Source organism: Methylobacterium trifolii, from assembly GCF_022179685.1.
GTDB classification, from domain to species: Bacteria; Pseudomonadota; Alphaproteobacteria; order Rhizobiales; family Beijerinckiaceae; genus Methylobacterium; species Methylobacterium trifolii.
The window spans coordinates 1-4964 of record NZ_BPRB01000284.1; the positions used below are offsets into that span (position 1 = coordinate 1).

3 protein-coding genes are annotated in these 4964 nt (G+C 63.4%); 1 reads left to right on the forward strand and 2 read right to left on the reverse strand.

Annotation, left to right across the window (positions count from 1 at the left end; all coding sequences use genetic code 11):
* The coding region (locus COGEMETH_RS22000) for a Na/Pi cotransporter family protein (protein ID WP_238184821.1) at positions 1-1381 on the forward strand (1381 nt) is incomplete at its 5' end.
* 153 nt (positions 1382-1534) lie between these two features.
* Here the strand turns inward: COGEMETH_RS22000 and COGEMETH_RS22005 are convergent.
* Both COGEMETH_RS22005 and COGEMETH_RS22010 read right to left on the reverse strand, forming a co-directional pair.
* Positions 1535-4144, reverse strand: coding sequence for a sensor domain-containing phosphodiesterase (locus tag COGEMETH_RS22005; protein ID WP_238184822.1), 2610 nt, complete (start codon positions 4142-4144; stop codon positions 1535-1537).
* 154 nt (positions 4145-4298) lie between these two features.
* Positions 4299-4964: SDR family oxidoreductase (locus COGEMETH_RS22010; RefSeq protein ID WP_238184823.1), on the reverse strand; the 666-nt coding region annotated here is incomplete at its 5' end.

Sequence of the window (4964 nt, forward strand, 5' to 3'; positions counted from 1 at the left end):
CCCGAGGCCCGGCGGAAGGCGACCGCTCCGACGAGCACGAGCACGGGCCTCGGGGGCGAAGGGCAGAGCGATCGGGCGGATCGCGATCGGCCTCGGGCTCGTCCTGCTGGCACTGGTGCGGATGGTCGAGACGCTCGCACCCTACGGCGAAGCACCCGGGATGCGGGCGATCCTCGGTATCGTCGCGGCCGATCCGGTCATCACATTACTGCTCGCCGCGCTGTTCGCCTGGGCGGCCCATTCCAGCGTCGCGGTGGTACTTCTGGTCGCCGCGCTCGCAGGGCAGCGCATGGTCCCGCCAGAGACCGCTTTCGCCCTGGTGTTGGGCGCCAATCTCGGGAGCGCCCTCAATCCGCTGATCGCGACCCGCGAGCCCGCCGGCCGCAGGGTGGCGCTCGGGAACCTGCTGGTGCGGTTTTGCGGCTGCCTCGTCGCGCTGCCGCTGCTGGGCCGGATCACGCCGCTCGTCGAGGCTATAGCCGGAGGTCCGCGCGTCGCCGTGGCCGACTTCCACCTCGCCTTCAACGCGGCCCTCGCGCTCGCCGCCCTGCCGCTGCTCGGGCCCCTCGCCGCGCTGCTCCGCCGGATGCTGCCGGAGGTGGAGGCGCCGCCCGGCGCCGCGCGCGGATTGTCGCTCGATGCCGCGCACGCCGAGATGCCCTCGATGGCCCTGGGCGACGCCTCCCGCCACGCACTGCGCATGGCCGACATCCTGGAGGTCATGCTGCGCGACGCCATCCACCTGCTGTCGGGCGATGGCCCCGCCGCCGAGCGGATGCGGGCCGCAGAGCGCGAGATCGAGGGTCTCGGCGCCGGGTTGCAGCGCTATCTCGCCAGGCTCGACGCCGACGCCCTGAACGAGGCCGAGGAGCGTCGGCTCGCCGGCCTGATGAGTTTCACCATCCAGATCGGGCATGCCGGCGATGTCCTGGCGCGCAACGTCGCGACGCAGATCGGCAGGCGGCGCAGGCTCGGTGCGGCGTCCGCCAACGCCCTCGACCTCGCCCGTCTCCTCGACCGGCTGTCGGCGAACCTGCGCAACGCGGCCTCGCTGCTCGTCACCGAGGACGACCGCGCGGCCCGGCGCCTGGCAGCCGAGAAGCGGGCTTTCCGACTTCTCGAGGACACCCATGTCGCCGCTCACGTCGCATGGCTTCGCGAGGAGCCGGCCCGGGACGATGCCGCCTGGACCATCGACCTCGACCTGCTGCGCGATCTCAAGCGGATCAACGACCATCTGGTCGCGGCGGCCGCCTACCCGATCCTGCGCAACAGCGGCGATCTTCTCGACAGCCGATTGCGGGCCGCTGCGCCGGTCGGCGCAGCGCCGCGCCTGCCCGCGCTCACGCCTCCGCCGGCCCGGGTCGGACCTGCGCCGTGAGGGACCGCCCGATCGACACGGCGCCATGGAGTGGTCGGCCGTCACGTCCACCCCGCAGAGCCCGATGCCGTACGCTCGACCCTGGCGGTGCTGGTCCGATAATCCACTCTACCCGGAAAGCAAACATCCCTATGAATGCTTTGCGAGTCCTCATCACGCCACGAGCAACCGCCTTTTATCGGTTGCAAAATCTATCAGCGCACTACTCGAAATGGCTTCGCCAAAAATAAAACCCTGAACGTCGGTGCAGCCTTCGTTCCGAACGTATTCGAGTTGTCTTTCCGTCTCGACGCCCTCCGCAGTGATGCCCGTCTCGAGATGACGGCCCAAGCCTACGATCGCACGCACGATTGCCATGGCATCGGGTTTTTCGATTTGACGGATGAACGAACTGTCGATCTTCAAGCGGTCGAACTTGAACTTGTGAAGGTAGCTCAGGCTCGAATAGCCCGTGCCGAAATCGTCGAGCGCGACACTGACGCCAAGATTGCGAAGACGCCTGAGTGTCTTGCTGACTGCCTCAAAGTCTTGCATCAGCACGCTTTCAGTAATCTCGATCTCGAGGCGATGCGGCGCGAGGCCCGAATCCGAAAGAGCCATCATGATGGTGTCTTCAAGACCGGACTGCTGAAACTGAACACCTGACACATTGACGGAAACGCTGATATGGTCCGGCCAGGACGCGGCCGCCAGACAAGCCTCTCGCAGGACCCACGCACCGAGCGAAACGATCAGGCCGGTCTCCTCGGCCACAGGGATGAACTCTGCAGGCGAGATCGCGCCTCGATGTGGATGCTGCCAACGCGTAAGCGCTTCGCATCCGATGACGTTTCCGCCGGAAAGGCTGACGATCGGTTGGTACAGCAGATGGAATTCGCCGCGCTTGATCGCCAACCGCATGTCATTTTCAAGTCGGTTTCGTGCAGAGACATCGGCATCCATGCCATCTTCATAGAAGCGATGCGTGTTCCTGCCTCCGGCCTTGGCTCGATACAGGGCAATGTCGGCGTGCTTGAAAATCCGATCGGCATCGGAGTCATCGTCCCCCCCGATCGCAATGCCGATGCTCGCGCCGATGGTCACGAGATGACTGTCGAGATTGATCGGTTGGCTGACCGCCTCGATAATCCGGGATGCCATCTGCATCACATCATGTGACGCATCCAGCTCGCGCAAGATGAAGGCGAATTCGTCGCCCCCGAGCCGTGCCACGGTGTCCCCTTCCCGAATGGTCGATGTCAATCGCTTTGCCACGATCCGCAACAAGGCGTCGCCGGCCGGATGACCCAGGCTGTCATTGACCGACTTGAAGCGATCCAAATCGCACGCGAAGACTGCAAAGGTCCCCCGCTGCCGGGCGGCACGCGCAATCTCCTGGTTGAGGCACTCCCAAAACAATGTGCGGTTCGGCAGGCCGGTCAGTGCATCATGGTGTGCCATGAACGCGATCCGCTGTTCACTCTCCTTGCGATGTGTGATGTCGATCAACGTTCCGACCATCCGGGCGGGATGTCGATCCTCGGTCGTCTTGACGACTTTTCCACGCGCAAGTGTCCAAATATAGTTCCCGTCCTTAGCACGCACGCGATACTCGCATTCGTAGCTTGCGTTCAAACCATTGAAATGTTCGAACAGCAATTTCTGGGATCGTAAGGCGTCGTCGGGATGAACCAGATCCTGCCAAGAGCTGATGTGCGGTGCGAGTTCTCCACTTCGATAGCCGAGCAGTGAGAGCCAATGACTCGACAGCTGTACTTTTCCCGTCGTGACATTCCAATCCCATAATCCGTCCCCGCCGCTTTCGAGGGCGAGCGCAAGCCGTTCCTCACTCAGACGGAGCGCATCCTCGGTCGCCTTGCGATGGGTCACGTCGCGGAGGGACGTCACGTATCCCGTGGGTAGACCGCTAACTGGATCACGCGCCAGGGATTGGGCGACTTCCATCGTGAGCCAGGTCCCGTCCTTGTGACGATAACGCTGACAGGTGGATGCATGATTGATGCGGGCGCTGGTCAGGTCATTCAGGACACGCTCGTAGGCCTCGGCATCGTCGGGATGCACGAAGTCCAGCGGCGTCGTGCCGATCAACTCCATCGGCGGAAAACCTAAGACCGCTTCAGCCGACGGCGATACGTAGAGGCGCCTGGTATCGAGGTCGGACAGAATGATGACGTCGGTCGTCGTCTCCGCCAGAAGACGAAATCGATGTTCACTTTGACGTGTCGCAAGCTCGGCTTTTTCTCGTGCCGCCGATTCGCCTTCGCTTCGGACATGTGCCTGATGTAGGCGCAGATGCGCTTCGACGATGAGTGCGAGGTCTTCGAGCTGACGGATCCGTGCATCCGTGAAATCCGGTCGCGGCACCGTGTCCATGATGCAGAACGTGCCGATATTGAGCCCCGATTTCAGCGACAGCGGGACGCCCGCATAGAAGCGTGCGTGCGGCTCGCCGGTGACGAGGGGGCTTTCGATCGTCCGTGCGTCGCTGAGCAGGTCGCGAAACACGAGGGCTCGGCCCGCTTGCCCCTGAATCGTCAGATCGCAGAATGCGCCCTCGCGCGCGATTTCGTCGCCCATGACCCCGCACTGCGCCTTGAACCAGATAGCCGCTTCGTCGACGAACAGGAGGAGCGCCATGGGAACCGCAAAGAGGTGGCAGGCCGTTCGGCAAACGGCATCGAGATGCGGCTCGTACTCCGTGCGCAGGATGGAAAGCTCGCGAAGTGCGGACAGACGCTCAGCCTCGCTCGCAGTCTGGTCCATGATGTCGTTCCTTGCGAATCAACCAACCGATTGCTGTCGATCGCCTGGGGAGGCCCAAGCGCCGGGGAGGGACACAATCGACGCGAGCAGACGATGGAACCGTAAACACAATCAGTATGATCCATATATCAACTTCTGGTTGTACAAAATATGGTTATCGCTTGATTATGTGACGAGCAATGCACGTCGGTAAATCATTCGTTTCTTGTACGGTCCGATACCCACGCCCGCGTGGCGACTCTCCAGCCTCCCAATGAGATCTGTTTGTGGGTTCTTCGTCTAAAGACAAAACAGCGGATGACTTGGCCGGTTGGGCGCGGATCGGGCCGATTGCGAGGATCGGCAAAAGCCGGAGGGGCCGGTCGGCGAGAGAGGGCGTGTCGACGGTGCCGGGGCAAATGCAGTTGCACTGGATGCCGCGGCCGACGAAGTCGGCGGCGACGGATTTCGTCAGGTCGACCACCGCCACCTTGGTCAGGCCGTAGACGAACCGGCTCGGCAGGTCGCGCACCGAACTCGCCACGCTCGCCATGTTCAAGTTGCTCCCGGAGCCGTTCTCCAGCATCCGCGGCAGGACCGGGCGGATCGTCCAGACCTGCGAACGCACGTTGAGGCGGACGGCGAGGTCGAAATCCGCGTCGCTCGCGTCCAGCACCGTGCCGGCATGGACGTAGCCCGCGCAGTCGAACAGCACGTCTATGCGAGGCAGGCTGCCGATCACGGCCTCGATCTGCGTGGGTTCGAGGACGTCGAGCATCTTGGTGCTGATGTTCGGCACCCCGTCGAAGCCGCGAAGCGTCTCGCGGCCGATCCGGCTTCG

Bases quoted from the DNA above. Each gene is read 5' to 3' on its own strand.
- COGEMETH_RS22005 (WP_238184822.1), bottom strand. From the start codon at position 4,144: ATGGACCAGACTGCGAGCGAGGCTGAGCGTCTGTCCGCACTTCGCGAG.